Genomic DNA, 26,501 nt, shown 5'->3' on the forward strand with positions numbered 1-26,501 from the left:
CGGTTTTGCATTTGGAATAACCAGCATAAAAAAACCTACTGAAGTCTAATCAGTAGGTTTCAATCTATTATTCAAAAACTCATCTTATTTTTTCTGGGGGTATCCTGTATTCACACTAAATTCATAATATAGCGTCTTACTGCTCAAAATCTTAACACTTTTTTCAATATTTTCTTTGGCACTAAACATAAAAGCATTCGGAATTGAGGATTCTAAATTAAGGTTATAATCTCCTTCTTGGGCTTCAAAAGAGAATAGTCCCGTTCTATCAAGTTTCTTACGTTGAGGTATTGAATTTGTTCCCGCATTACTCAATACTATAGAATATTGCCCATAAATTGCATTAACTTCTTCATTAGTCATACCACAAGGATTTTTCCCTTTTGCCAAAGATACACTGTCTTGAGCAAAGCCACAGAGAGGCTCTATCGTTACTTTACCTTCTACTATCCCTTTTGGGGGTATTTCAACTACATTACAACCTACCAATGTAATGAGGATAATCACTGCTATATTTTTCATTTTTTTCATTTTTATCGTATAAAAAAATATTGGTATTTACCAGTCATAATGTTTTATTTAAAATACGAATAAACACAAGTATTTATTGAATAATCAAATGTTTATCTTAATGATTCAAAAAAACTGAAAAAGGTTGGAATCATAGATTGCCTTTAGCGAATGCCAGTATCTATATCAATTTCCAAACTCGTTGTTTTATCTTTCTCAATTTTAATTGTTTTTGGAAAACCTCTTTTTGTGAAAAAATTTTCAGGCTTTATATTTAATTCATATTCGCCTACGGCAATATTTGTGCTTTTCATTAGCCCATTTGTTCCATTATGGGTGATTTTCTGCTCTATAATAACAGCTTTAGATGTCGGATTAGAGATAACAAAACTATACGACTCATAAATTGACTTATATTCTGCGGCTGTTATATTACAAGGCTCAACTGGGCAAAGTGGGCCAATCGTTACTTTAATATCTATCGAACCAGTTTCAGGAGCGACGGTTTTAGTAGAACATGAAAATATTACTATCCACAAAAAACCTATTATTGCGATTTTTTTCATTTTTTTCCTTAATTAATAATTTATAAAAGTATGATTCCAATTTATATAAAAGGGTTGGAATTCGTCATAATTTTTTTTAGTAAGGACACGTAACGATTCTTGCTGTAAAAACTGTACTTGGTGTTGTCCCGATTGTTACACCTGTTGAAGGTGTAAATGTTATGGCTTTACCAGCTTTATATTCTTTTGTGCCACTAATAGCAAGCGAGCCATTGTTACTAATATATTCAGTAGCTTCATAAGGAGCAACCGTTGAAGTTCCTATGCTCCGAGTTTGAGGAATAATCGTCACATTATATTCGTTGGAGCTTGTAAGTACTGGGTTAGTAGATACTACTCGTAATTTATATCCTACTCCGCCCGGAGTAACGCTGTTAGGTACTGTGCCACTAATTGAACCTGCAGCAATAGAAGTAAGTGTTCCGATTCCAAGTGGTGAAGTAAAAGAACCTGCATTGTCCGAAATTTGTGCAACAAACTGGTTACCAGCATTGTATGTTCCTGCAATTGTAAAGGGTAAATTATAGGCTTTATTCGCACATAGTGTTAGTGAAGGTAATGAGCTTATGGTGATAGCGTTCGGTAAAGATATTGATACTTTTGCCCATTGAGTAGCCCACCGGTCATACGTTCCATTAAATGTAGAAGCAAACTCTTGCTGAGTCCAAAAATCAAGGTCATTCGAAGGGTCAATAGCCACTACGGAGTAATCGCCCCAACGATTACGAGTACCACCATATGTTTTAAAATAAGATGCCTCTCCATTTTTGTACTGGTATGAGTCTCTCATAGTACCTACAGCATCCGCAGAACTTCTGTAAGAATAGGCTGCTCCAGCAAATTGTCCAGCAGAAAACATTGAATATCCAATTAACGCATCATTATTGGCATTAACAGAAATACTTGGATATGCAAACTGGAAGGTATTGGTGGCATCATCTATTCTACCAAAACTATTTAAAGTAACAGAAGGACTGATATTGAATTTTAACCATTGGGCAGCCGCAGGCTTCGGCACAATAGTACCTTTAAAAATACTCTGTGCACCCCATAAGAAGCCATTTCGATAGACAACATTTTGCATTCTTGCATCATTTGAAGAAATTTTATTTGCAGAACCAGACTGCGGTAAAGAGCTACTATTAGTAGCACCAGAAGTATAACTATAAGCATTTGACGCACCTATGCTCACATTGCCTATTAAAGAATATGCTGGACTTACCTCAGTTCCTGTAATTTGACTGATTCGCCAAGTTCCTGTACCAGAGTATTCATCAATTAGGTACAGGGTATTTATCGAATTATCAAAAGTTTCCGCAGGAACTATTGTAAAACCAACTGCATCTGTAAAAATTGTTGGAGTTAGAGTTCCACTATTATATAAATCTGTTTTATTAAAAACATAAACCTTAGAATTCGCAAAAGTCCCTCCTGAAATGGAAAACATATTCCCAGTAACAACAAACCAGTTTTTATTATAACCACAACTTGGGTAATCAAACCAATTTACGTTAGTGGCATCAACATCATACCTGTATAAATCCCAAGTACCAGTGGGGTCAGTATTTACGCTAATAGCAATCAACAAAGATGAATTTGCCGAATTCCCATTAGAACATACTACGAAAATCCAACGATTACTATAGGGGTCATAATAAATTTTTGGATCAAATGTTCCTACAGTAAACCCTACTCCATTTAATGAGGCCCAAAATGCATTTAAAGAAACTGAAGAAATTACAGCTCCTGTTGTTTTATTATGTATTACAACTGCAGGATTCAAGGTTGTCATCACATGATTTGGCCCCACTGCTCCATGAACATCTGGTGGAATACTTGCAATATTATCAATGAATCCAGTAAAGTTTAATGAGGGTGCTGGAGATACCACATTGATTGCATTTCCTATGTCTTTAGGAGAATATGGTGGCCCATCATAGATAGAGGTCTTTTCATTGATGTTTAGCTCTCTTGGAAGCGGTATAATTTTCAATTTCTTACCGCTTAAATCAGGAATTCTAATTTCTTCGGGAGTTTCTGCAAATTTTGAAGCAATTTCACTAAAGTTAACAGTAACATGACTTACGGCTTCTATTTTCTCTGTTTGAGCAAATAGCAAAAGAGAAGATAAAGAAAAAAGAAATGATAAGAATAGATTTTTTTTCATGGTAGTTTTATATTTTATTCAAATATATAAAATCATCCGTACTTTTCGACAAATCTTTATTAAACGGTTATTTCACTTTCCTCAATGCACTTTTCATACCCTTCTCAATAACTTCATACTTCTCAATTTCTTTGCCAATATAGATAAATGCAATACTAAATGTACCCGAAAGTAGGCTTTTATTCAAACGATAGGCTTCTTTCATGCGTCGCCGAATGAGATTCCTATCAACTGCGTGCTTGAACTGCCGCTTGGGAACTGAAAACAAAACTTGTGTGAGTTTTTGACTTGTTGTAGAAGAATTTTCAGAAGTTTCGACCATTGTGTATGGCTGAAAAACAACTCGAAGAGGATAGGCAAATACACCTCCGTTGGCAGAATTTTTCCTGTCAAAAAGGCCATCAATTACCTTCACGCTACAAAGACGCTCGTCTTTTTTAAATGTTTTTTTCAATACTTCCGTACAGTAAGCTGCTTAACCTGTTGTAAAACAATAGGTTAAGGAAACCCATAATAAAAACTTTTATCTAAAAAAAAAGCCACCAAAAGGCGGCTTAAATATCTTAATTATCAAATAACAGCATGACTGATAAAACTTCTATTTATCATTTATGCTTCATTTCGTCAGAAACAGATAATCTTTTTCTACCTCTTGCACGACGTGCTGATAATATTCGTCTGCCGTTAGCAGATTCCATACGCTCACGGAATCCGTGTTTGTTACGACGCTTTCTATTTGATGGTTGGAATGTCCTTTTCATTATATTTTTGTTATTTTTGTTCTTTGAATCTTAAATATTGGAGTACCTTCGGTATTAACTTATTCCGTTGGGGAGTGCAAAAGTACGACTAATTTTTAAAAAGACAAAATCCTTACAAAAAATAATTGCATGAATTACAAAATATATTCAAAAATAAAATCTTCGCACTTTATTGATGTTGAATGCGAAATAGATAATATCACATCGGAAACGCTCGAACTGCAATTGCCAGCTTGGCGACCAGGGCGATATGAACTTCAAAATTTTGCCAAAAACATTCAAAACTTTGAGGTCTTCGACCAAAAAGGGAGTCAACTCAAAGCAACCAAAATTACTAAAGACCGTTGGAAAATAATAACCGACGGAGTAACTATAATAACGGCAAAGTACAATTATTACGCCAACGTAATTAACGCAGGAAGCAGCTATGTAGATGAAAATATGCTTTACGTAAATCCTGTTAATTTATGTGTTTATGCAGAAGGTCGAATCAATGAAAAGTGCAAATTAGAGATACAAATAACTGATAATGAACAAGTTGCAGGATTAAACATTTCTTCAGAAAATAAAAACATTGCTTGTTTCAATGATTTTTATCACTTAGTAGATTCTCCGTTTATTATTAGTACCAACCTGAAACATGATTTTTACAGTGTTGGAAAATTTAAATTCAATTTGTGGTTTGAAGGAGATTTCAATCCAGATTTCAAAAGAATCAAAACTGATTTTAAGAAATTTACCAAAGAGCAAATTAACGTTTTTGGTGGTTTTCCCGAAAAAGAATACCATTTTATTACATGGATTTTGCCTATCCCCTACTATCATGGTGTTGAGCATCGCAACTCGACCATGCAAGTTTTAGGCCCTGATAGTCAAGATCTTGACGGTTCGCCGCCCGAAGAATTATACATTGATTTGCTCGGTTTGGCTTCGCATGAGCTTTTTCATACTTGGAATATTTGCAAAATTCGCCCACTTGAGCTTCTACCTTACGATTATACTAAAGAAAATTATTTCCAAACTTGCTTCGTAGCAGAGGGATTAACAACTTATTATGGTGATTTGATGCTCTACCGCTCAGGCGTTTTTGATAAAATTCAGTATTTAAAGGAATTGGAGGCTTGTTATAAACGTCACTTCGATAATGCCGACCGAGCTTCGCAATCTTTGGTAGAATCTTCGTGGGATTTGTGGCTCGATGGCTATTCTCAAGGGATTCCCGACCGAAAAGTTTCGGTTTATCACAAAGGAGCAATTGCGGCACAGATTTTAGATTTATATATTCAAAAAAAGTCTAACAAAACTCGTTCGCTCGACCATGTAATGCAACTCTTATGGCACCGCTTCGGAAAATCTTCCAACGGCACACCATTACGAGGCTATTCGATGAAAGATTATCAGGATGTTTGTGAAGAAGTAGCAGAAGAAAACTTGGATTGGTATTTTGAAAAATGTATTTTAGGAAAAGATTCGCTTTTTGATTTACTCAACAATTATATACAACTCATTGACTTACAAATAGTTAAAAACGAAATCGGTTTAGTAAGTTTGGAAGAGTTAAAAATTGAGAATGAAGAATAAGAGGTTTCAGAAAAGACTTTCTTACTTTTGTGGTAAACCCACTCATAATTAAAAATCGCACGGGCGACCCCCGTCAGAACTATTATAGAATGTATTCTTTCGATTGCAATTACCGAATCCGCTATGCCGATATCGACCAAATGGGTTATATGTACTATGGAAATTATGCCAAACTTTACGAAATTGGTCGTGTAGAAGCCTTGCGTTCGTTGGGTTTACGTTACCGAGATTTGGAAGAAACTGGCGTAATTATGCCTGTTTACGAAAACAAATCAAGATATATCGTTCCTGCCAAATATGATGATTTGGTAACAATTCGAGTAATTATTAAAGAATTGCCAAAAGTTAGAATCATTTTCAACTACGAAATTTTTAACGAAGACCAGATATTACTGCACACTGGCGAAACAACTTTGGTTTTTCTAAAAACTGCCAATAATCGCATCACTGTTTGCCCAATAGAGATTTTAGAGAAACTTCAGCCCTACTTTTGACAGGATTAAGCGATAATAGGATTACTAAGATTATTTAATGATTTTTATAAACAATTGATAATGAGAAAGCTGCCTCGTCATTTCTCATTATCAATTGTTTGTTATCAATTAAATTAGTTTAGGGTGCTTTTTATGAAAATCGGTGGCATCTTGATAGATTTTGGCAACTTGTAGCAATTTTGCTTCTCCAAATAATTTACCCATAAAAGTAATACTCACAGGGCGACCTTCAGGTCTGAAACCATTGGGTAAAACTACACACGGATGTCCAGTAAGGTTAGTTAATGTCAGGTTTTTGCCAAAAGATGGCGAAATATATACATCAATTCCTTTTAATGTTTTCTCCATTGCTTGAATCAACAATGTACGATGGCGATTGGCTTGTAGGTATTCGACCGCAGGAATAAATCGAGAGGCACGAAATGAATTTGGCCAACCTGCTTTTCCTTGTCTTACCAACAAATCATCTTTTCCAGAGCGAGTCAATTCATCGAAAGCGGCAGCCGCTTCAACACCCAATATAAACCTAATTTCATTAGAAGGCAAGTTCGGCAACTCAATCGGAATAAGCTCCGCTCCGAGTTTTTGTAAAGTAAGCAAAGTAAGCGAATCAGTGCTTTTGTTTGGGTATTTGGTCTCAAAATCGTTTTTCAAATAAGCAATTTTAATACCTTTCAAATCCTTAGTTCCGTCATAATTAAACGGAGCCTTCATACATGTAAAATCCTTACCATCAACACCTTGTATTATATTTTGAACGATAGCACAATCTTCTACTGTTCGACAAATTGGGCCTAACTTGTCCATACTCCAACTCAATGCCATTGCTCCTGTGCGTGGCACTCTCCCGAAAGTAGGGCGTAGTCCAGTTGTACCACATTCGGTCGAGGGGGAAACAATCGAGCCAAGTGTTTCGCTACCAATACCAAAGGGCAAAAGTCCAGCCGAAACCGAGGAGGCAACTCCCGCCGACGAGCCACTTGACCCACGCTTTAAGTCCCACGGATTGAGTGTTTTTCCACCAAACCAAATATCGCCCGATGCCAATTCGCCCAATGTGAGTTTTGCACAAAGTACAGCTCCTGCTTGTTCTAACCGCTGAATAACAATGGCATCTTGGTCAATAATTTGGTCTTTGTAAGGTACCGACCCCCAAGTAGTTTTGTAGCCTTTTACAGCCAACAAATCTTTTGCTCCGTAGGGTATTCCATGCAAAAAACCACGGTATTTTCCCGCTTTAATTTCAGCATCGGCTTGAGCAGCTTGCTTTAAAGCTAACCCTTCGGTGAGCGAAACGACACAATGTAACTGCGAATCATACTTTTTTAGTCTTTCAAGAAAAAACTTTGTTAGCTCGAGCGATGAAATTTGTTTTGTGCGAAGCAATTCACCCAATTCTCGTACCGAATAAAATGCCAAATCGTCACGATTAGCTGGCAATTTTACAGCATTAATTTTCGAAACTTTGAAAGGTAAATACGCCTTTTCAAACTCGAAACCAACAGGCAAAGGATTGAAATACAAAGCAGGAGTTACGCTATTGTCAAGCGGAATTTTTCGTATTGATTCAAAATCTTTTCGGCTATCGTTAAGCTTACTTAGCATCGAATCGGCCTCAGCATCGCTAAAATCTAAGCCAAGTATCTTTTCGGCTTGGTTAATTACCTCGACAGTGATGGGTTGGACATCTGCTACTTTTGAAATAAATGCACCGAGTGCTAAGGAAATAAGACAGGCAATGGGTAGGATAAGTTTTTTCATTTTTGTTGATGAGTTTGAGTTACAATTATACTAAAAATTTGGGTTTGAAAAAAATGCAATTTTCTCTTTTTATAAATACAAAATTTTTGTGAGTATATTAGCTGACAGTTTTTAGGACAATTATAAAAATTTACAAGAAATCACTTTATGTTTATCAAAAAAAATATCTACCAATGAAAAAAATATTATTCATTTTTTTACTTTCTCAAACTATTGTTTTTGCACAAAAACCTGTAATTAAGGCAAATAACATAAAAAAACACATCGAATATTTGGCTTCCAACAAACTTGAGGGGCGTGGAACAGGTACTGAAGGTGGAAAAAAAGCTGCCGCCTATATAGTCAAACAATTTAGAAAAATTGGATTGAAACCTTACGGAGATAAAGGTACTTTCTTGCAAGAATTTCCTGCAAAAAAAGGTTTACCGCCAAATATCAGTTATGTGCAAGCTGCCAATGTTGTTGGATTTTTGGATAATGGTTCAGACAAAACCCTCGTAATTGGAGCTCATTATGACCACCTCGGCAAAGGCGACCAAGGGAGTTCGCTCGAAACAAATTCGGTCGGAAGTATTCATAATGGAGCTGATGACAACGCCTCTGGAACGGCGGGTTTAATCGAATTGGCAAAGTATTATGCAAAAAACAAAATCACGGAAAAACACAATTTTCTGTTCATTGGTTTTTCGGGTGAAGAATTAGGATTAATTGGTTCAAAATATTATGCCGACAATGCTACAATCGACTTAAAATCAGTAAATTGTATGCTCAATATAGACATGATTGGTCGCTATCGTGACGACAAGGGTTTGACCATTGGCGGCTGGGGGACAAGTAGTTTTTGGGGTAAAAGTATTCCACAATTAGCTACTAATCAATCAGTTAAATACAATGTCGATTCGGCCGGAATTGGTCCATCTGACCATACTTCATTTTATCTAAAAAACCTTCCTGTGCTATTTTTCTTCACTGGAGCTCACCAAGAATACCACAAACCAAGCGATGATGCTAACTTGATTAATTATGAAGGTGAAGTAAAAGTTTTGGCATTGGCGACAAGTATCATAATAAAAATAGAAGAGTCTCCAAAACTTGATTTTATACAAGTTGCCAATAATCCTCATGCAGGCAATGCACGCAGTAGTTTCAAGGTTACAATGGGTATTATTCCTGACTATGCCTACGACAAAGGCGGTGTAAGAATAGACGGCGTGACCAAAGGAAGACCTGCCGAAAAAGCAGGACTTCAAACAGGCGATGTAATCATGAAATTAGGCGAAAATGCCACCACCGACGTGCAAGAATACATGAAAGCACTCGGAAAATTTGAAAAAGGACAAACCGTTGATGCCGAAGTAAAGCGTGGAGCAGAAAAAATGATTTTGAAAATAACTTTTTGATGGAATTGAAAAAACTATTTCCTTGTAGGTTGCAACTAATGCACTAAGCCACAAATAGTTGAAAACCATCTTTTTGGATTTGAATCTTTGGGGTAAATGAAATAGGAATAAATAGCGAACCAAAATATAGTTTTTCATGCAACTAACTTTAGTCTTTTAGCATCTACATTACAATATTGTATTTGTAAAAGTCGTATTTATACAAGACCTTCTTGCTATTTTTATCACGCTCAAACTTTATGCTCAAAAAACTACTTCTGCTACTATTTATTTCTCAAAATCTGTTTGCCGCAGGAATTAAAGGCGTAATCAAAAACGAAAAAGGTGAAGTTATGCCTTTTTCATCGGTTTTGGTTAAAGGAACTGATATTGGTACAATGGCAAACCAAGAAGGTGTTTATGAAGTAAAACTGAAAACTGGAACTTACGAAATTGTTTTTCAATATGTTGGCTATCAGGCTATTACAAAGAAAATAGACATTGGCGATTCTTTCCAAACAATGAATATTGTGATGAAAGAAGTGAGTATCGAACTGGGAGGAGTGAAGGTTTCCAACAATAAAGAAGACCCCGCCCTCACGATTATGCGAAAGACGATTGCCATGTCACCGATTCACCACAAAGAAGTAGAAAGTTATACGCTTCGCAATTATGTGCGTGGTTCGTTGCGAATTGAAAATGTTCCCTTTCTTTTAGAGAAAAAACTAAAAGAACTTTTCATAAAAGAAGGACAAACGTATGTTTTAGAGTCAGTTAATGAAATAAAATTCAAACAGCCTAATACATTTTCTGAAAAAGTGCTGTCGGTTCGTTCAAATATTCCACCAACGATGAAAGGAAGTGAAGGAATTTCATTTAGTCGAATCAATTTTTATAATCCTCGTAACGAAGAATCTCCGATTACTGCCAAAGGTGCAATCAATTACAAATATGTTTACGAAGGCTTTTTTCAAGACAAAGGCTTGTATATCAACAAGATACGAGTAATTCCGAAAGTAAAGTCTCCTGGCCTTTTTCGAGGAACAATCAATATTATTGATGGGATTTGGAGTTTGCATAGCGTTGATTTTAAGTTTGAAGAGGAAGTAGGTGACATAACAATGAAAGTTATCTATTCGCCAATTGATGATATTTGGATGCCTGTTCAGGCTGATATTTTAAGTAAAATTGATATTTTCGGACTTGAAGGCTCGGCACGAATTGTAACTTCTTTCAAAAATTATCAATTGGTCAAAAATCCTAAATATGCGACAATTAAGCCACAAGTACTTGATGATAAGATATTTAAGACCGAAGCAAAAGATTTGAACAAACAAAAACTCAATACTAAAACCGCTGCTGTACAAAAAGAAATAACGATTAAGCAACTCAAAAAACTCTCAAAAGACCTCGAAAAAGAAGAAATTAAAGAAATAAAAGGTAAAAAAGAAGAAATAATTTCATCAAATTTTTCTCGCTCAGAAGATACTTTAGCTCGTAAACGAACTGAAGATTTTTGGATGGAAGAACGTCAAGTGCCATTGACCGAAATCGAAACCAAAGGCTATAAACAAGCGGATAGTTTGTATGTTGTTGAAGCAAAAAAGATAAATATTAAGCTAAAAGAAGACTCACTCGACCGCTCTCGCCCAGCCAGATTTAAAGCAAACCACCTATTAATTGGCAATACATACGTGTATAACCGTGTTGATTTGAAGAATAAAAATAAAGGATACAAAGATTATTTCACGGTAGGCGATTGGAAAGAAGATACTCGTTATAATGCCGTTGAAGGGATAAATATTGGTTTTCCTCGACTTTCATATCGCCGTAGAATTGATTCTTTAAGTTCGTTTAACATTGCGTTAAAACCTCATTATTCAATTCAAAGAGAACGAGTAAATGGCTCAATATCAATGGGTTATAGTAAAAAATCTTTTGAAATTGGAGTAGAGGCTGGACGAAAAGTGTTTCAGATCAATAATGAAGAACCAATTAATAATTTCGTCAATGCGGCTTATGCGTTATTTGACAATCGGCATTTTGGAAAGTTTTATGAACAAAAATATTTAAGGCTCAATTTTAGTCCACGCATCAATGATAATCTTACGTTACGTACTTCAGTTCAATTTAGCGAACGCTATCATTTGAACAATATATTGAATCAAGGTCTTAGAAAAAAAGCAGAAAAGTTTTACGAATCAAATGACCCAATTCATGCAGATTTTAAAACCACTGCTTTTGCAACCAATACCCAAACTCGGTTCAATGCCTTGTTGACTTACCGACCATTTTCAAGAATCAGGATTTATAACGGAAATCGCAGAGTACAAGCTTATGGTCCAACTTTCCGACTTGAAAACCTTTCTGCTTTTGGTAGTAATGGTTTCAATCGGATTGAGTTAGGTATGAATCATGATTTCAAATGGAAACTTCGTGATATTTCATTAAGAGCAGAAATCGGAACTTTCTATGGCAAAAAACCAGACTATTTTCTTGACTATAAGCATTTTAACGGAAATGAAACTTTTATTCAGACGCACCAAGATTTTCGAGATTTACCTTATTATCAATACAGTACCAATAGCGGCTATGCCCAACTTTTTACCAAAGTTGACTTCAAGCGATTATTACTTACCAATATTACATATTTACAGCGAAAAGGTTGGGAAGAAAGACTTTTTGCTAATATTTTACTCACTAAGCAAATCAAACACTACGAATTAGGTTATGGTTTAAAGGGACTTTTCGGAGCTTTCAATGCCGAAATTTATAGCGTTTTCAATCAAAATCAATATTCTCATACAGGATTTAGGGTTTATTTGCCCATAAAGTCAGGGGTTAATTTCTAAAGTATTGTTTTAATCTTTAACTTTGACAAAAAAATTTGAAAAGAAGACGTTCACAAAAACGTGTTTTCTTAATCCATAATGTCTTTAAATTCGTTATATAAATATGGATTATCATCATTCATATTTCTTCATTTCAAGACAAAATCCTTTATAATAAATTTGATAATGACTACAAATACAAGCGAGGAACTCTTCGCAAAAGCCAAAAATTTTATTCCAGGAGGTGTAAATTCACCAGTAAGAGCCTTTCGTTCGGTAGGCGGCAACCCGATTTTTATCAAAAGAGCCAAAGGAGCTTATATTTTTGACGAGGATGACAATCAATACATTGAATTAATCAATTCTTGGGGACCAATGATTTTAGGTCATGCCTTCGAGCCAGTTGAAAAAGCAGTAAGTGAAGCTATTAAAAACTCATTTTCATTTGGAGCACCCACTCGCCGAGAAGTTGAAATGGCAGAATTGATTATTTCGATGGTGCCATCTATCGAAAAAGTAAGAATGGTAAATTCAGGCACAGAAGCAACAATGGCTGCTGTGAGAGTAGCACGTGGCTATACAGGAAAAGATAAAATCATCAAATTTGAGGGTTGCTATCACGGTCATGGTGATTCGTTTTTGATTGCCGCAGGAAGTGGGGCAATCACAATGGGAATTCCTGATAGCCCGGGTGTGACCAAAGGTGTAGCAAACGATACTTTGACAGCTCCTTACAATAATTTAGAAGCCGTTCAAACTCTTTGCGATGCTAACAAAGGACAAATCGCCGCTTTGATTCTTGAGCCAGTTGTTGGAAATATGGGTTGTGTTTTGCCAAAGGAAGGCTACTTGCAAGGCTTGCGTGATATTTGTACAAAAGAGGGAATCGTACTGATTTTTGATGAAGTAATGACGGGGTTCAGATTAGCAAAAGGTGGAGCTCAAGAGCGTTTTGGTGTAATACCCGACATGACAACTTTGGGAAAAATCATCGGTGGTGGAATGCCCGTTGGGGCTTATGGCGGAAAAGTAGAAATCATGAATTGTGTATCGCCACAAGGCCCTGTTTATCAAGCAGGAACACTGTCAGGCAACCCGATTGCAATGGCTGCAGGTTTGGCGATGTTACACCACTTAAACGACCATCCAGATGTTTATACTCAATTGGAAAACACTGGCAATCAAGTAGTTAGTGGAATTCGTGAAATTTTAAATAAATTAAATCTCAACTATCAAATCAATCATATTGGTTCGATGTATAGTTTGTTTTTTACCGATACTGCAGTCATAGATTTAGAAACTGCCAAGACATCCGACACAGCCAAATTTGGCAAATATTTCCACGGAATGCTCGACCGTGGCATCTATCTTGCACCTTCGCAATATGAGGCTTTGTTTCTTTCAACGGCTCTTACTCCTGAATTGGTTGCTGAGGTTTTAGAAGCAAATGAAGCTACTTTGCGTTCACTTTAATTAAAATCAATATCCTTGCGGGATAATTTTCCGTTTTAAGAGTTTGTTAATGATATAAAATGAAATATTCGGTAATAACCCCAGTCTATAACCGCCCCGAAGAAGTACGAGAATTATTAGAAAGTTTGAGCAAGCAAACATTCAAAAACTTTGAGGTAATCATTATTGAAGATGGTTCGACTTTGAAGTGTGAAGAGGTTTGTTCGACTTTTCAATCAAAATTAGACTTAAAATATTTCTACAAACCCAATTCTGGACAAGGTTTTTCTCGAAACTTCGGTTTTGAGCGAGCCACTGGCGATTATTTTGTGCAGTTAGACTCTGATGCGATTATTCCTAAACATTATTTTGAAGTAGTTGATAAATTATTAAAAACTAATTGGTTAGATGCTTATGGAGGCCCAGATGCAGCACACGATAGTTTCACTGATATTCAGAAAGCCATCAATTATGCCATGACATCGGTCTTTACAACTGGCGGAATTAGAGGAAAAAAAAACAATGCGGGCGGGCAATTTCATCCAAGAAGTTTTAATTTTGGAATTTCTCGCAAAGTTTGGCAAGAAACACAAGGTTATGCCATGACACGTATGGCGGAAGACATAGAATTTAGTATTAGAATTTTGTCGAAAGGCTTTAAAGTTGGTTTGATTGAAGACGCATTCATTTATCATAAAAGAAGAACTGACTTTGTTCAGTTCTTCAAACAATTACATTTTTTTGGTCGTGGACGCATCAATCTTTCTCGAATGTTTCCTTCCGAATTGAAATTGGTTCATTATTTTCCAATGATTTTTACATTGGGTTGTCTTTGTATTCCAATTTTATTTTTTGTTTCAACGCCTCTCTTTTACTTATCTTTTGTTTTGCTTTTAATCTATATTTTAATGATTTTCTTTGATTCTGCCAAACAAAATAAAAGCCTAAAAGTAGGTTTTCTAAGCATAATTGCTTGTTTTACGCAACTTTTAGGCTATGGGATAGGTTTTATGAAAGAGAAATTTTTTAAATAAAAACCTCCTGATTTTCCAAAATCTCCTCTTTCAAATCTTCAATAATTTTATCCAAACCATCGTACCAATCAAGATGGGGAGAATGTACTTCACAGCCTCCTGCATGAGGTACACAAGCCGTATATTGGTGTTGTTTGTGGCAAGCAGGACAACGGGCAATTGTAGTAAATGTATTCCAAATATGTCCGCAATCGCATTGCCAATATTCTCCACCATCGGGTTCCCATTTACATTTGGGGCAACAAATCTTTATTTCGCTCATTTTTATTAGTCAACAGACGACGGTCAATCATCCATAATTTTTACTAAAAGACCTTTAAATTTATTAACACAAAAATAACTAATTTTAGTTTGAAACTGCCAAGTATTTTTTCAAATATTCTACACTGCGTACAAAAGGTTTTTGTCCCAAATGTAAACATAAAGCCGACATTACACAACCCAAAATCTGTGTCATAAAAAGTGAATAATGAATTTTATTAGGGTCATTAAAGACCGCATCATTTAAAAACCCAACGGTGAGAGGACCGAAGCCAAGACCTATAATATTGACCACAAATAAGAAAAAAGCGGAGAAAATAGCCCGCATTTTATTGGGTACAATTTCTTGAATAGCCGCTGTTGCCGAACCATAAGGGAACGAACTAAAAAAGCAAAACCCTGCAATAAAAAATATGCCAACATTGATGTCTGGAATCAATATACCTATCGTACAGCATACTGCTGCCATCATTCCTCTAAATCCTGCCAATATTTTGGCTTGTACAACACCTTTTTTAGTCAAATAATCAGCATATCTCCCCCCCGAAATTACGCCCAAAGTAGAAAAAACAGTTATTAAAAGTCCAAATGTTACACCTGCTTTGGTATCTGCCCAACCATGCACTCTGCCAAGCATGGTTGGTATCCAATAAATACCAGCATAAGTTGCAAAAGCCATAAATGCCATACTAAAATTTAAGGCTAAAAAAGTTTGACGATTAGCTTTAAAATAGGCAATAACTTCTTTAAAACTGGTTGTTTCGGTAATTTCCTTTTCAGAATCAAATTCTACACGCTTGGGTTCTTTGATGGTTTGAACAAGCAAAACAATCAATATTCCTGGCAAACCGATATAAAAGAAAATCATTTGCCAAGAAAATATCTCGCCAATGAATGGTAATACAATATTTTCTTTTCCAATCATTGTTCTGAGGGCTGCACCTATCAATATGGATAATCCCGAACCTAAATAGATACCCATGTTATAGACACTCAATGCGGTAGCCAATTTTTTCTTTGGAAAGTAATCCGAAATTATCGAATAAGCTGCTGGCGAAAGTGCTGCCTCACCAATACCTACACCCACTCTTGCAAGAAAAAACAGAGAATAACTACCTGCTAAACCACAAAATACAGTCATAATACTCCAAATCATAATTCCCCAAGCAATAATGCGTTTTCGGTTCATTCGGTCAGCCATCAAGCCAATCGGAATACCTACAAGTGTATAAAGTACCGCAAAACTTAGCCCCATCAATATGCCCATTTGAGTATCAGTAATACCAAAAGATGCTTTGATTGGTTTAACCAAAAGAGATAAGATTTGTCTATCAATAAACGATGAAATATAAGCAAGCAAAAGTACGCCCACAACGTACCATGCATAACGCAGCGAAGGTTTAGTTTCCATAAATAGGAGTGTTGAAAGGATAGGGTTTAGATTTGCACGAATTTAGTTTTTTTTGAATATATTTTATAATTATATCAATAAAAACTTTAATCTCATCGTACCCGTTGATTTTTACTACCAATTATAGACTGTTTTCATTTCTTTGTTTGAACGCGTTTTAATACCTTTTTTAGTAAAAACACAAAAAGCAAAACACCAAGAAGAGCCACAAAAATAGGCAGCCAAAGCGTAAGAAGAGAAAAAATAATAGAAATGGTGTTTTCAAAAGTAGCAAAAAAAACATTGCCAAATCCGCCTGTAAATTTTGTAGAAGCTAATCGTAAAAGTCCAGTTCCTGCCTGAATCGTACCTGCTATGCCTCCACCTGCCAACACTCCGAGTGTCCATTGTAGTTCGGGAGAATCTATTTTAAAGAATGAAGTTGTTAAGATTGTTCCTGCTACAAACGATGCGGGCATAGCAATTGTATCGAGCAAATTATCAACTACAGGAACATAATACGCCATGATTTCGCCAACAGTGGCAGCTGCTAAAATATAAGTTGCCGTTGGACTACTCAACCACTCAAAGCCATTCGACAAATGTAAAAACTCGAAACGAGTAGCCAAATTTGCTACCAACATCGGTACAAATACCCTAAAGCCCGAGCAAGCACTCAAGGCAATTCCTACGGCAAGACTGATGAAGAGTTCGGTCATTTATGATTAATTGTTTGAAGAATGATTTTTGATATCAGAAATTCAAGCATCGAATTGTATTTTTGAAACTATTGAAATGTAATTTCAGTTAAATATATGATAATCTCAACAAAAATATAAGCTCTGTGGCGGAAATACAAAAAAACGAAACTTCACCCTCTGGCAAAATCTTCGATTTGGAAATTCTAAAACGACTTTTCCAATTTATTAAGCCTTATAATCTCAAATTTTATAGCCTTATTTTGAGCATCATGCTGGGAGCTGCTTTAGCTCCTATCCTACCTCTCTTGATTCGTCAAACCATTGACGGCCCAGTTTCTGCAGGAAATTATACTGGTCTTGCCAAAATGATGGCAATTATGATTGTTATTTTGGTTGCCCAGTCGCTTATTCAGTTTACCAATACCTACTTAGCAGGTTGGTTAGGACAAAATATCATTCGTGATATTCGGGTGCAGCTTTACCACAAAATCTTGCATTTACGCCTAAAATTCTTTGATGATACGCCAATCGGACGATTAGTTACTCGTACAATTTCAGATATTGAGACTTTAGCCGATGTTTTTAGCGATGGAATCGCAGCCATTACAGGCGATATTTTGCAGTTGGTTTTGATTATTTCGGTCATGTTTTACACCGACTGGAGGCTTGCACTTATCAGCCTCTGCACGATTCCATTTATGCTCGTTAGTACTTACGTTTTCAAAGAAAAAGTAAAAAAATCATTCAATGAAGTACGTAATGCCGTAGCTAATCTTAATTCTTTTGTTCAGGAACATATTACGGGCATGAGCATTGTACAGATTTTTAATTCTGAAAAAATTGAGTTTGATAAATTTCATCAAATTAATGTTAAGCATCGAGACGAAAATATTAAGTCTATCATGTACTATTCCATCTATTATCCTGTGGCTGAGGTAATTGCGGCTTTTGGTACTGGCTTAGTAGTGTGGTTTGGTGCGAAGCAAATGCTCAACGCCGAAGTAACTTATGGTACGGTTACGGCATTTATTATGTTTATCAATATTTTCTTTCGCCCAATCAGAATGATTGCTGATAGAATGAATACACTACAAATGGGTATTGTAAGTACCGACCGAATCTTGAAATTATTGGATAGTGATGATTATACTTCAAACGACGGAAATAAAAAAACCAATCTCAAAGGAGAAGTTGAATTCAAGAATGTTTGGTTTGCTTATAATGATGAAAATTGGGTTTTGAAGGATATTTCATTCAACGCAAAACATGGCGAAAGTGTTGCTTTTGTAGGTGCAACTGGAGCAGGAAAATCTTCTATAATTAATTTATTGTCAAGATTCTATGAAATTAACAAAGGTCAAATTTTGATTGATGGTGTTGATGTGAAACAATATGAACTTCGTAGTTTGCGTGAGCAAATCGGTGTAGTTCTACAAGATGTTTTCTTGTTTTCGGACACCATTGAAAAAAATATTACGCTCGGCGATGAAAGTATTTCAAGAGAAAAAATTGTGGAAGCAGCCAAGTTAGTTGGTGTACACGACTTTATTATGCAACTTCCTAACGATTATGATTATAACGTACAAGAACGTGGAGCAACACTTTCGGTAGGGCAACGTCAATTAATTTCGTTTGTACGTGCCATGGTGCATGACCCAAAAATCATTATTCTCGACGAAGCTACCTCGTCAGTAGATACCGAAACCGAAGAATTGATTCAAAATGCGATTGATAAACTCATGCGTGGACGTACCTCAATCGTAATTGCTCACCGACTAAGCACGATTCAGAAAGCCAATAAAATCATCGTGCTCGACAAAGGGCAAATCATGGAAGAAGGCAGTCACGAAGAGTTACTTAAACTCAATGGTTTTTATGCAAATTTGTATAATATGCAGTATAAAGAGATGTTTGTTTAACAGAATAACGCTTCACTTTTGACTATATTTGCTAAAATATTAATCAATACAGATGAAGTACATTATTTTTTCACTTTTCTTTATTATTTTCTTTACGAATTTTTCTTTTGCTCAAAGTTGGCAAGTTAGTTCTCCAAATGGAAAAATTAGAGCTACAATCCAACAATTAGCTGGTGATGGAAGTCTCCGTTATTATGTTGATTACATTGAAAATAACCAATCACAAACAGTCATAGAAGCATCAAAATTAGGAGTTACGAGAATCGATCAGTCGTTTTCACAAAATCTTACTTACGAAACCTCAAATACCACTACGATTGACGAAAATTATTCGATGCTGATAGGTAAAAAACTCCAACTTCGCAATAATGCCAACGAACTTACACTAACTTTTCACAATTCCAATAATGCCAAACTCCAAATAATCTTTAGGGCTTATAATGATGGCGTTGCCTTTCGTTACCGATTTCCCGAAACTTCCAACAGTAATTATTATGTAACCGAAGATAAAACAACTTTTCAGTTACCCACCAACAGCGGCAAGGCTTGGGTGCAAGGATACGACAATTTTCGTCCAGTTTATGAAAAATTGTTTCAAAATGGCGTTGCTATGAATCAAGGTCTCACCCAATTCAACGGATTGGCATTTCCTGCTCTTTTTCAGACCCAAAGTACTTGGATTTTACTTACTGAAGCCGATTTACACGACAATTTTTATGGTTCGCATTTGGCACAATACCAAGGCAATGGCACATATTCGTTGGCTACTCCAAGTCCAGATGATGGCAATAGTTATTCAGCTTTTGCTAGTTCAACTCTGCCGTGGACAATGCCGTGGAGGGTAATTATGATAGGTAAACAACTAAATACGGTTGTAGAGTCGAGCTTAGTTGAACATGTTAGCGAGTCGTCAAAGATAGCAAATACCGCTTGGATTCAACCTGGACTTTCAGCTTGGAGTTGGTGGTCCAGCCTTGATAGCCCAACCGATTTTATAAAAATGAAAAACTTCGTTGATTTTACTGCTGGTTTTAATTTACCTTATTTCTTGGTAGATGTTGGTTGGACACTCATGGGAAATGGTGGCAATGCCAATGATTTGATTAATTATGCCAATTCAAAAAATGTAAAACTTTGGCTATGGTATAATTCGGGTGGGCCATCGAACGACTATGGCGACCAACCTCGTGATTTGATGCACATTCAAAGCATACGGCGACAAGAGTTCGCTCGCATTAAAGCATTAGGCATTAAAGGCGTAAAAATTGATTATTTTCAGAGTGATAAGCAAGAAATTATTAAATTTTACCTCGATATTTTGCGAGATGCCGCTGATTTTCAATTGATGGTCAATTTTCACGGGAGCATTGTTCCTAAAGGCTGGTCTCGTACTTATCCAAACTTGGTTTCGATGGAAGCCGTGAAAGGTTCGGAAGCCTATATTTTTGATGGCGATAATTTTCGTCCAAATGCCCCTGCCCACCATACGATTTTGCCTTTTACACGAAATGTTATTGGCCCAATGGATTTTACTCCTACAATTATTGGCGAAGGAAGAGAAGTAATACATCTTACAACCGATGTGCATGAAATAGCTCTCTTGAATGTTTTTGAATGCGGACAAACACACCTCGTGGACAGAGCTGCAAGTTATGATAGCTTACCGGCATTGGCTAAAACTATGATAAGCAATTTGCCAACAACTTGGGACGAAACCCATTTGGTAGAAGGCTACCCTGGCACACACGTAGTTTTTGCTCGAAGAAAAGGCGAAAATTGGTATATTTCTGGAATCAATGGTGAAAATCAAGTACGTAACTTGACACTTTCGCTACCTTTTATAGCTACAGGCGACTATTTGAAACTATTACTGAGCGACGGAGAGATAACTACACTTACAAACGATTATCCTACGGCACGAGACATCAATACTTCCGAAACTACTTATCAAGCTCCGTCGGGAAATACTATTACTCAAACCATGCAACCTTATGGAGGTTTTTTAATGGTTTTGAAACGAGCTGCTTGCCAAAATAATTATAATCTTACTGAAACCATCACTACAGCTTCAAAGTATGAAGCATCCAATACCATTCAGGCTACAAATATTATTTCTCCGACTGCCAATGCAACTTACGATGCAGCAAAATCAATTCTATTACTTCCGGGTTTTCATGCACAAAGTGGCTCTGTTTTCAAAGCCTATATTGATGGTTGTGGAAATCAGTGAAAAAGTACACGATAGTCTGTTCATAGATTCACTTTAGCACCATCAAACTTTTACCCATAAAAAAAGCTCACGACTAATCGAGAGCTTTTGTGATAATTATATATTCTACTCACCGAAGTGATGATATAATTATGCTAATTTCACGTTAACGGCGTTCAAACCTCTTTTTCCTTCTTGGATGTCGAAAGTAACTTCGTCATCCTGACGGATTTGGTCTTTTAATTCAGACACATGAACGAATACTTCTTGGTTTGAGCCATTTACTTTGATAAAACCAAATCCTTTGGTTTCATTGAAAAACTTTACTGTTCCGTTTGACATTTTGTAATTTGTATTATGTACTTTAAAAATGCAAATTTAAGCAAATTAATTTATAATCAAACTAATTTTGCTTTTTTCTGCATTTTTTTACGAAAACATATTCAAAATGGCTTATTTGGAGAACAACTCTTGCCTAAATACAAAAACCATAGCCTAACACAAAGCTAAATATTTTGGTCAATATCTTTAGGTGAGATTGAAGGAGCTTAAAAGAGAATTAATACTGTAAAGATTCGAAATGTCGCTAATAAAAACCATGCCAAATATATTTTTCAGATATAGTTTGATAATCACTTGTTATAAAAACAATAATTTTTATAATAAATATTGCTGCTTGAGAAAGCCAAATATTAAAAAAAACGTAATTAGTTAGTCGCTAATAATACAATTCTATTGTCTTAAACTACTGATAATCAATGTTTTATGTTTAAGTAAACTTGAAATAGTACAATCAAGAAAATGACTATTTTTGATAAAATGATAAAAAATTTCTCTTTTTTGTATTATTTTAAGGTAAAATCATTGAAATCATGGTACTTTAATAAGATTTACTGGCTAACTAATTACAAAAAAACATATAAAATAGCTGTGTTCAGTTTTTTTTGCCAAACAAGGAATGCCTTTATAACAGATCTCAATAATTTTTTGCTTTTGTTTTTGTTTTTTGGCACATAGTTTGAAATGAAAGTAAGCAACTATGTTACCTAATACAATTAAACAACAGCAGCAATGAAAGCACAATCACTATTCAATTGTTTTTCAGGCTATAAAAAGGTTTTATTATTCTTTATGTGCCTGTTTTTTGCATACGCATTTGCTTTTAGCCAGAGTGAATCGATAAGTTTTCACGAAGGTTATGCAAAAATTACCCAAAAAGGAAAATCTGGTTTTATTGATAAAGCTGGTAAGATTCGAGTCCCTTGTATGTATGATTATGTCAATAATTTTGAAGGTGGCTTTGCAGTTGTAAGATTGAAAAGCAAATATGGAATTATCCGTAAAGATGGTACAGAACTTACAGCCATAAAATATGATATGTGCGAAACATTTTCGGACGGTATGGCATTGATAAGAGTTGGAGCAAAATATGGTTTTGTGAATGATTCCGGTGATGAAATTATTAAACCCGCCTATGAATTTGCAATGGGTTTCAATGAGGGTTTGGCGGTGATTAGTGTAAAAGGCAAAAATGGATACATTGATAAGCAAGGCGAACAAATTATTGCCCCTAAATATGATTTTTCTTTGCCATTTTCGGAAGGATTGGCGGTAGTGATGAGTAATGCTAAATATGGTTATATAAACAAATCAGGTAAAGAAGTTTTATCTTTGAAATACAACATGGCAAGTGCTTTTTCAGGAAATTTAGCGACCGTACGTATTGGTGAAAAATTTGCGGTTATCAACAAAGCTGGAAAATTGGTCACATTGCCAATATATGATGATGTGAGAGCATTTGAAAACGGAATAGCAATAGTTCTTAAAGACGGAAAATATGGAATTCTCAACCAAAATGGAAGAGAAATTATCTCTCCAAAGTTCGATATGATTGACTCATTTACCGAAGGAGTGGCTGTTTATCGTCAAGGAGGAAAATTAGGTTATATCGACCAAACAGGTAAAGAAATTATCGCTTCAAATATAGAGCATGCAAAAATTTTGTACGCTTCAAAATAAGATTATATAACTCAAAAAGTAGAAAATTTATTGGTTAAAACAGAAAATCCTGTCCGTGTGGTCAGGATTTTCTGTTTTAACCTCAATTAACCTTATTTTTACATCGATTCAACCAACACATTCCGCTTTGGAGCATCACTTTCTACTTTTTTCTTGAAAAACCATAGAAGAGAATTGAAATTTTTTGTCAATGATTTGTTGAATAAAAATACAGGAATTGACCGAGTAGCTCAATTAAATTATGTGTAAGACGAACGTATTCGTACGCTTAGGATGTATTTTTTTCTACGTTTTACTTATTCGTTGAAATGTATAAATCTTAGGCAAAGCCTTGTAGGAGTGAGGATTATTAAGAGGTAGTGCCTCAATACTCTCCTTTTATTTCTGCCAACATTTTTAAATATAACTTTTCTACTTTTTTTCTCGCCCAATCGGTTTTTCGGAGAAATTTCAGGCTCGATTTTAAGGTCGGATTATTAGAAAAACAGTTAACATTGACATGGAAAGCCAACTGGTCCCAGCCATAATAATCGTGTAGTTCTTTTACAATCCGTTCGAGGGTAATACCATGAAGCGGATTATTAACTTGCTCTTGATTCATTTTTTACTTCTTTTTCTTTTTTCCTTTTTTCCTTTTTTCTTCCATTTTTTCAGCCTCCAAAAGCAAGGCTTTTAGGTCGTAATTAGTAGTAGTAGTATCTTTCGAAAAATCTATAGTTTCAGTATATTCATTTTTATCAATTTCCAAAACCCTAATAGCTTTTTCCATGAAACCTTCTATTTCTGCCAAAATCGGTTTTTCTTCGGTGCTACAAAACGAAACCGCCAAACCCTTATGTGTACCTCTACCCGTACGTCCTACTCGATGCACATAGTTTTCGGGAACGTCAGGTAAATCATAATTAACTACATAGTCAACATTGGCAATGTCAATTCCTCTGGCACTTACGTCGGTGGCAATCAAAATTTTTACTTCTCCTTCTCTGAATTTATTCAACACCGTCAGGCGATCTTGTTGCTCTTTATCACCGTGAATAGTTTCGCTGGCAATTCCTACTCTTTCCATGGCCAATTTCACTCTTTCGGCTCTCACTTTTGTACGCACAAAAACTATAATTTTGCTTTCAGGATTTTCATTGATAACCCGTTCCAAGAAAAAACGTTTATCGTCCATTTCAACAAAAGCCACCGAATGGGTGATATTTTTAGAAACTGGGTCTTTAGGCGAAAGCTGAATTCGTATAGGGTTTTTGACCAGTGAGTAGGCAACTTTCTTGATTTGTTCATTGATTGTTGCCGAAAAAAACAAAGTTTGGTGATATTTAGGAAGAAACTTTTTAACGTCTTGAATATCTTTGATAAAACCCAAATCCAACATGTGGTCGGCTTCGTCGAGCACTAATATTTCAACACCCGTGATTTTCAAATGTTTTTGGTAAATCAAATCAAACATTCGTCCAGGCGTTGAAATAAGAATATCAATACCACTTTCTATCTTTGCAATTTGTGGAGCTTGCTCAACTCCTCCAAAAAGACATAAAGTTTCAATTCCAGTTCCTTGTCCGAGTTTCTGAAAAACTTCTGTAATCTGAATCGCCAACTCACGAGTAGGGACCATTACGATACATTTTAAACCTTCATACGAACGTGGAGAGTGTTTCATTTCCTGCAAAATACTGAGAATCGGAATGGCAAATGCCGCCGTTTTTCCTGTTCCAGTTTGAGCAATTGCCAACACATCTTCCCCTTTTAGAATCGAAGGGATTGCCTTAAATTGTATATCTGTTGGACGTTTAAAGCCTAATTTCTCTAGGTTTTGCTTTATTTCGAGCGAAATACTATATTCTTCAAATTTCATTTTTCGCCACGTTTATCAAAATACCCCTTGCCAATGCCTCTAAAAGCACCGCCCTTTAGTTTTCCTTGAGCATTGAGTTTACCTGCTTTTGGTTCTTTATCTTTTTTCTCCGAAATACTCACTTCGAGCGTACGACCCATTAATTCTGTGCCATTGAGTTCGTGAATCGCTTTGCGAACTTCATCCTCATCAGGCATTACTACGAAGGCAAAACCTTTATTTTGACGAGTTACTTTACTTTTTACTATTTTGACAGTTGTAACTTCACCAAATTTCTCAAAAAGTTCTCTTAATTCTTTCTCCTTTATCTTAAAAGGAACACTTCCAACAAAAATATCCATTGTTTGTTTCTTAATTTTTTACAAAAGTACGGATTTTTAGACGAAAATTGGGTTTGAGAGGGGATTGAGTAAAAAAAATGGACTTTTTACTTAGAAAAGTCCATTCTAAATTCTGAATTCACAGCGATTTAAAACTAAAACGATGCTTTGGATGTTTAAAAATTAGCATCAACAAAATATAGAATTATGCCGTCTAATCTTTTTTCTCCATTAGAATTACGCAATATCACACTCAAAAACCGAATTGTAGTTTCGCCAATGTGTCAATATTCTGCTTCCGATGGCTTTGCCAATGATTGGCATTTTGTCCATTTAGGTAGTCGTACAGTAGGTGGGGCAGGTTTGGTAATGTGCGAAGCAATGTCAATTTCAGCTGAAGGGCGAATCTCGGCTGGAGACTTAGGAATTTGGAGCGACCAACACATTGCTCCTTTACGCCGTATAAGCGATTTTATACATCAAAACGATTCAATTGCTGGCGTTCAGCTTGCCCACGCTGGCTACAAGGCAAGTACTCAAGAACCTTGGAATGGCGGCAGCTATATTTCTCCAGAAAACGGTGGATGGCAAACTCTTTCACCAAGCGAAGTTTTACTTTCTGACCAAAAATCGGTATCAAAAGAAATGAAGCTTGAAGATATTCAGAAGGTTATTTCAGATTTTAAAAGTGCCACAAAAAGAGCATTAGAAGCTGGTTTCAAAATTATCGAAATTCATGCTGCACATGGCTATTTACTGCATGAATTTTTATCGCCATTGGTCAATAAACGTACTGATGAATATGGTGGAAGTTTTGAAAACAGAAGCAGGTTGTTGCAAATAATTGTTAAGGAAGTAAGAGCAATAATTCCAGAAAAATACCCGCTTTTTGTAAGAATTTCTGCATCCGATTGGGTTGAAAATGGCTGGAAAATTGAAGATTCTATTCGCCTTTCCGCAATTTTAAATGATATGGGGGTAGATGTGATAGATTGTTCTTCTGGTGGATTGGTTTTACCCGAAGTTATTCCTGTGGGACTAAACTATCAAGTATCTTTTGCAGAAGATATTCGTCAAAAAACAGGCATCAAAACTGGGGCGGTTGGTATGATTATTTCACCCGAACAGGCAGAAGAAATCATTGTTTCAGGCAAAGCAGACTTGGTTTTTTTGGCAAGAGAAATGCTACGTGACCCATATTTTCCACTTCATGCAGCCTACGAGCTTGGCTACGAAACAGCATGGCCAAAACAATATTTAAGAGCGAAAAGAAAGAAAAAATAGATTG

Annotated in this window: 23 protein-coding genes; 10 read left to right on the plus strand and 13 right to left on the minus strand. The window is 35.8% G+C overall.

Annotated elements, in window-relative coordinates; all coding sequences use genetic code 11:
* Window positions 1–84: 84 nt before the first annotated feature.
* The 5 genes from ACH2CJ_RS08145 to rpmH all read right to left on the minus strand — a co-directional run bounded on the left by ACH2CJ_RS08145 (window position 85) and on the right by rpmH (window position 4,004).
* On the minus strand, window positions 85–522 hold the full coding sequence (locus ACH2CJ_RS08145) for a hypothetical protein (RefSeq protein WP_394991959.1): 438 nt from the start codon (window positions 520–522) through the stop codon (window positions 85–87).
* A 152-nt stretch (window positions 523–674) separates the two neighbouring features.
* Entirely contained in the window at window positions 675–1,076 is a 402-nt protein-coding gene (locus ACH2CJ_RS08150) for a hypothetical protein (protein WP_394991961.1), read from the minus strand.
* Window positions 1,077–1,152: 76 nt separating this feature from the next.
* The gene (locus ACH2CJ_RS08155) at window positions 1,153–3,243 is read right to left on the minus strand and encodes a hypothetical protein (protein WP_394991963.1); all 2,091 of its coding nucleotides are present in this window, start codon (window positions 3,241–3,243) and stop codon (window positions 1,153–1,155) included.
* A 67-nt stretch (window positions 3,244–3,310) separates the two neighbouring features.
* On the minus strand, window positions 3,311–3,697 hold the full coding sequence (locus ACH2CJ_RS08160) for a ribonuclease P protein component (RefSeq protein ID WP_394991965.1): 387 nt from the start codon (window positions 3,695–3,697) through the stop codon (window positions 3,311–3,313).
* A gap of 151 nt (window positions 3,698–3,848) precedes the next feature.
* Window positions 3,849–4,004, minus strand: a complete 156-nt coding sequence (gene rpmH / locus ACH2CJ_RS08165) for a 50S ribosomal protein L34 (RefSeq protein WP_394991967.1) — start codon at window positions 4,002–4,004, stop codon at window positions 3,849–3,851.
* A gap of 129 nt (window positions 4,005–4,133) precedes the next feature.
* Here rpmH and ACH2CJ_RS08170 point away from each other — a divergent pair, with 129 nt between their 5' ends.
* Both ACH2CJ_RS08170 and ACH2CJ_RS08175 read left to right on the plus strand, forming a co-directional pair.
* Window positions 4,134–5,585 (plus strand): M61 family metallopeptidase, encoded by a 1,452-nt coding sequence (locus ACH2CJ_RS08170; RefSeq protein WP_394991969.1) that lies wholly within the window; start codon window positions 4,134–4,136, stop codon window positions 5,583–5,585.
* Between the two features lie 89 nt (window positions 5,586–5,674).
* Window positions 5,675–6,079 carry an acyl-CoA thioesterase gene (locus ACH2CJ_RS08175; protein WP_394991999.1) on the plus strand — a complete coding sequence of 135 codons (405 nt, stop codon included), beginning with the start codon at window positions 5,675–5,677 and terminating at the stop codon, window positions 6,077–6,079.
* 108 nt (window positions 6,080–6,187) lie between these two features.
* Here the strand turns inward: ACH2CJ_RS08175 and ACH2CJ_RS08180 are convergent, their stop codons facing one another.
* Entirely contained in the window at window positions 6,188–7,840 is a 1,653-nt protein-coding gene (locus ACH2CJ_RS08180) for an amidase (RefSeq protein WP_394991970.1), read from the minus strand.
* A gap of 173 nt (window positions 7,841–8,013) precedes the next feature.
* Between ACH2CJ_RS08180 and ACH2CJ_RS08185 the strand changes: the two genes are divergently transcribed.
* From ACH2CJ_RS08185 to ACH2CJ_RS08200, 4 genes are all read left to right on the plus strand, one after another.
* The gene (locus ACH2CJ_RS08185) at window positions 8,014–9,240 is read left to right on the plus strand and encodes a M20/M25/M40 family metallo-hydrolase (RefSeq protein ID WP_394991972.1); all 1,227 of its coding nucleotides are present in this window, start codon (window positions 8,014–8,016) and stop codon (window positions 9,238–9,240) included.
* A gap of 239 nt (window positions 9,241–9,479) precedes the next feature.
* Entirely contained in the window at window positions 9,480–12,071 is a 2,592-nt protein-coding gene (locus ACH2CJ_RS08190; protein WP_394991974.1) for a DUF5686 and carboxypeptidase regulatory-like domain-containing protein, read from the plus strand.
* Window positions 12,072–12,236: 165 nt separating this feature from the next.
* Entirely contained in the window at window positions 12,237–13,523 is a 1,287-nt protein-coding gene (gene hemL, locus ACH2CJ_RS08195) for a glutamate-1-semialdehyde 2,1-aminomutase (protein ID WP_394991975.1), read from the plus strand.
* Window positions 13,524–13,582: 59 nt separating this feature from the next.
* Complete coding sequence (locus ACH2CJ_RS08200; protein ID WP_394991977.1) at window positions 13,583–14,536, plus strand: glycosyltransferase; 954 nt, start codon at window positions 13,583–13,585, stop codon at window positions 14,534–14,536.
* Here the strand turns inward: ACH2CJ_RS08200 and ACH2CJ_RS08205 are convergent.
* The 3 genes from ACH2CJ_RS08205 to ACH2CJ_RS08215 all read right to left on the minus strand — a co-directional run bounded on the left by ACH2CJ_RS08205 (window position 14,529) and on the right by ACH2CJ_RS08215 (window position 16,906).
* Window positions 14,529–14,798: a hypothetical protein gene (locus tag ACH2CJ_RS08205; protein ID WP_394991979.1), complete on the minus strand. Its 270-nt coding sequence runs from the start codon at window positions 14,796–14,798 to the stop codon at window positions 14,529–14,531. The genes ACH2CJ_RS08200 and ACH2CJ_RS08205 overlap by 8 nt on opposite strands.
* Before the next feature lie 84 nt (window positions 14,799–14,882).
* Entirely contained in the window at window positions 14,883–16,208 is a 1,326-nt protein-coding gene (locus ACH2CJ_RS08210) for a spinster family MFS transporter (protein ID WP_394991980.1), read from the minus strand.
* A gap of 134 nt (window positions 16,209–16,342) precedes the next feature.
* Window positions 16,343–16,906 (minus strand): DUF4126 domain-containing protein, encoded by a 564-nt coding sequence (locus ACH2CJ_RS08215; protein WP_394991982.1) that lies wholly within the window; start codon window positions 16,904–16,906, stop codon window positions 16,343–16,345.
* Between the two features lie 125 nt (window positions 16,907–17,031).
* On the opposite strand from ACH2CJ_RS08215, the gene ACH2CJ_RS08220 reads away from it, so the two are divergent.
* The gene (locus ACH2CJ_RS08220) at window positions 17,032–18,807 is read left to right on the plus strand and encodes an ABC transporter ATP-binding protein (RefSeq protein ID WP_394991984.1); all 1,776 of its coding nucleotides are present in this window, start codon (window positions 17,032–17,034) and stop codon (window positions 18,805–18,807) included.
* 52 nt (window positions 18,808–18,859) lie between these two features.
* Window positions 18,860–21,037, plus strand: coding sequence for a glycoside hydrolase family 97 catalytic domain-containing protein (locus ACH2CJ_RS08225; RefSeq protein WP_394991985.1), 2,178 nt, complete (start codon window positions 18,860–18,862; stop codon window positions 21,035–21,037).
* 129 nt (window positions 21,038–21,166) lie between these two features.
* Here ACH2CJ_RS08225 and ACH2CJ_RS08230 read toward each other — a convergent pair whose 3' ends face one another.
* The gene (locus tag ACH2CJ_RS08230) at window positions 21,167–21,358 is read right to left on the minus strand and encodes a cold-shock protein (protein WP_188768763.1); all 192 of its coding nucleotides are present in this window, start codon (window positions 21,356–21,358) and stop codon (window positions 21,167–21,169) included.
* Window positions 21,359–22,087: 729 nt separating this feature from the next.
* On the opposite strand from ACH2CJ_RS08230, the gene ACH2CJ_RS08235 reads away from it, so the two are divergent.
* A complete protein-coding gene (locus ACH2CJ_RS08235) occupies window positions 22,088–23,035 on the plus strand; it encodes a WG repeat-containing protein (RefSeq protein ID WP_394991987.1) in 948 nt (315 codons plus the stop codon).
* Window positions 23,036–23,399: 364 nt separating this feature from the next.
* Here the strand turns inward: ACH2CJ_RS08235 and ACH2CJ_RS08240 are convergent, their stop codons facing one another.
* From ACH2CJ_RS08240 to ACH2CJ_RS08250, 3 genes are read right to left on the minus strand one after another with little or no spacing between them, the layout of a single operon-like run.
* Window positions 23,400–23,636 (minus strand): VF530 family DNA-binding protein, encoded by a 237-nt coding sequence (locus ACH2CJ_RS08240; protein ID WP_394991989.1) that lies wholly within the window; start codon window positions 23,634–23,636, stop codon window positions 23,400–23,402.
* A gap of 3 nt (window positions 23,637–23,639) precedes the next feature.
* Window positions 23,640–24,893 (minus strand): DEAD/DEAH box helicase, encoded by a 1,254-nt coding sequence (locus ACH2CJ_RS08245; protein ID WP_394991991.1) that lies wholly within the window; start codon window positions 24,891–24,893, stop codon window positions 23,640–23,642.
* Window positions 24,890–25,234 carry an RNA recognition motif domain-containing protein gene (locus ACH2CJ_RS08250; RefSeq protein ID WP_394991992.1) on the minus strand — a complete coding sequence of 115 codons (345 nt, stop codon included), beginning with the start codon at window positions 25,232–25,234 and terminating at the stop codon, window positions 24,890–24,892. The genes ACH2CJ_RS08245 and ACH2CJ_RS08250 overlap by 4 nt, the downstream gene beginning before the upstream one ends.
* A gap of 186 nt (window positions 25,235–25,420) precedes the next feature.
* Between ACH2CJ_RS08250 and ACH2CJ_RS08255 the strand changes: the two genes are divergently transcribed.
* Window positions 25,421–26,497 carry an NADH:flavin oxidoreductase/NADH oxidase gene (locus ACH2CJ_RS08255; RefSeq protein ID WP_394991993.1) on the plus strand — a complete coding sequence of 359 codons (1,077 nt, stop codon included), beginning with the start codon at window positions 25,421–25,423 and terminating at the stop codon, window positions 26,495–26,497.
* The last annotated feature ends 4 nt before the right edge of the window (window positions 26,498–26,501 follow it).

Source organism: Emticicia sp., from assembly GCF_043780375.1.
GTDB lineage: Bacteria > Bacteroidota > Bacteroidia > Cytophagales > Spirosomataceae > Emticicia.

What these genes read in the sequence shown, in the direction of transcription:
- ACH2CJ_RS08215 (WP_394991982.1), bottom strand. Translation starts at nt 16,906, where the DNA reads ATGACCGAACTCTTCATCAGTCTTGCCGTAGGAATTGCCTTGAGTGCT.
- ACH2CJ_RS08175 (WP_394991999.1), top strand. Translation starts at nt 5,675, where the DNA reads ATGTATTCTTTCGATTGCAATTACCGAATCCGCTATGCCGATATCGAC.
- ACH2CJ_RS08210 (WP_394991980.1), bottom strand. Translation starts at nt 16,208, where the DNA reads ATGGAAACTAAACCTTCGCTGCGTTATGCATGGTACGTTGTGGGCGTA.
- ACH2CJ_RS08230 (WP_188768763.1), bottom strand. Translation starts at nt 21,358, where the DNA reads ATGTCAAACGGAACAGTAAAGTTTTTCAATGAAACCAAAGGATTTGGT.
- rpmH (WP_394991967.1), bottom strand. Translation starts at nt 4,004, where the DNA reads ATGAAAAGGACATTCCAACCATCAAATAGAAAGCGTCGTAACAAACAC.
- ACH2CJ_RS08255 (WP_394991993.1), top strand. Translation starts at nt 25,421, where the DNA reads ATGCCGTCTAATCTTTTTTCTCCATTAGAATTACGCAATATCACACTC.
- ACH2CJ_RS08170 (WP_394991969.1), top strand. Translation starts at nt 4,134, where the DNA reads ATGAATTACAAAATATATTCAAAAATAAAATCTTCGCACTTTATTGAT.
- ACH2CJ_RS08185 (WP_394991972.1), top strand. Translation starts at nt 8,014, where the DNA reads ATGAAAAAAATATTATTCATTTTTTTACTTTCTCAAACTATTGTTTTT.
- hemL (WP_394991975.1), top strand. Translation starts at nt 12,237, where the DNA reads ATGACTACAAATACAAGCGAGGAACTCTTCGCAAAAGCCAAAAATTTT.
- ACH2CJ_RS08240 (WP_394991989.1), bottom strand. Translation starts at nt 23,636, where the DNA reads ATGAATCAAGAGCAAGTTAATAATCCGCTTCATGGTATTACCCTCGAA.
- ACH2CJ_RS08205 (WP_394991979.1), bottom strand. Translation starts at nt 14,798, where the DNA reads ATGAGCGAAATAAAGATTTGTTGCCCCAAATGTAAATGGGAACCCGAT.
- ACH2CJ_RS08150 (WP_394991961.1), bottom strand. Translation starts at nt 1,076, where the DNA reads ATGAAAAAAATCGCAATAATAGGTTTTTTGTGGATAGTAATATTTTCA.
- ACH2CJ_RS08235 (WP_394991987.1), top strand. Translation starts at nt 22,088, where the DNA reads ATGAAAGCACAATCACTATTCAATTGTTTTTCAGGCTATAAAAAGGTT.
- ACH2CJ_RS08145 (WP_394991959.1), bottom strand. Translation starts at nt 522, where the DNA reads ATGAAAAATATAGCAGTGATTATCCTCATTACATTGGTAGGTTGTAAT.
- ACH2CJ_RS08190 (WP_394991974.1), top strand. Translation starts at nt 9,480, where the DNA reads ATGCTCAAAAAACTACTTCTGCTACTATTTATTTCTCAAAATCTGTTT.
- ACH2CJ_RS08245 (WP_394991991.1), bottom strand. Translation starts at nt 24,893, where the DNA reads ATGAAATTTGAAGAATATAGTATTTCGCTCGAAATAAAGCAAAACCTA.
- ACH2CJ_RS08225 (WP_394991985.1), top strand. Translation starts at nt 18,860, where the DNA reads ATGAAGTACATTATTTTTTCACTTTTCTTTATTATTTTCTTTACGAAT.
- ACH2CJ_RS08180 (WP_394991970.1), bottom strand. Translation starts at nt 7,840, where the DNA reads ATGAAAAAACTTATCCTACCCATTGCCTGTCTTATTTCCTTAGCACTC.
- ACH2CJ_RS08155 (WP_394991963.1), bottom strand. Translation starts at nt 3,243, where the DNA reads ATGAAAAAAAATCTATTCTTATCATTTCTTTTTTCTTTATCTTCTCTT.
- ACH2CJ_RS08250 (WP_394991992.1), bottom strand. Translation starts at nt 25,234, where the DNA reads ATGGATATTTTTGTTGGAAGTGTTCCTTTTAAGATAAAGGAGAAAGAA.
- ACH2CJ_RS08200 (WP_394991977.1), top strand. Translation starts at nt 13,583, where the DNA reads ATGAAATATTCGGTAATAACCCCAGTCTATAACCGCCCCGAAGAAGTA.